General features: G+C 42.6%; 1 rRNA gene. It reads left to right on the plus strand.

The window, feature by feature from the left end:
* A 16S ribosomal RNA gene (locus M8014_RS00065) occupies positions 1-80 on the plus strand; the annotation flags it as partial.
* Between the last annotated feature and the right edge of the window lie 209 nt (positions 81-289).

The following is a 289-nucleotide window of genomic DNA, read 5'->3' on the forward strand; positions in this document are numbered from 1 at the left end:
TTACCACTTTGTGATTCATGACTGGGGTGAAGTCGTAACAAGGTAACCGTAGGGGAACCTGCGGTTGGATCACCTCCTTACCTTAAAGAACCTGCCTTTGTAGTGTCCACACAGATTGTCTGATGAATGATGAACTTCTGAATGTACTTCCGAGTGCATTAAGAAGTTTTGCTCTTTAAAAATCTGGATCAAGCTGAAAATTGAAACGACACACTGTGTCTGCTCTCCGTAATAAGAGCAGATAAGCGGTGTGTTCGAGTCTCTCAAATTTTCACGACAACGAACTGTT

Source organism: Silvania hatchlandensis (genome assembly GCF_025564065.1).
Taxonomy (GTDB): Bacteria; Pseudomonadota; Gammaproteobacteria; order Enterobacterales; family Enterobacteriaceae; genus Enterobacter; species Enterobacter hatchlandensis.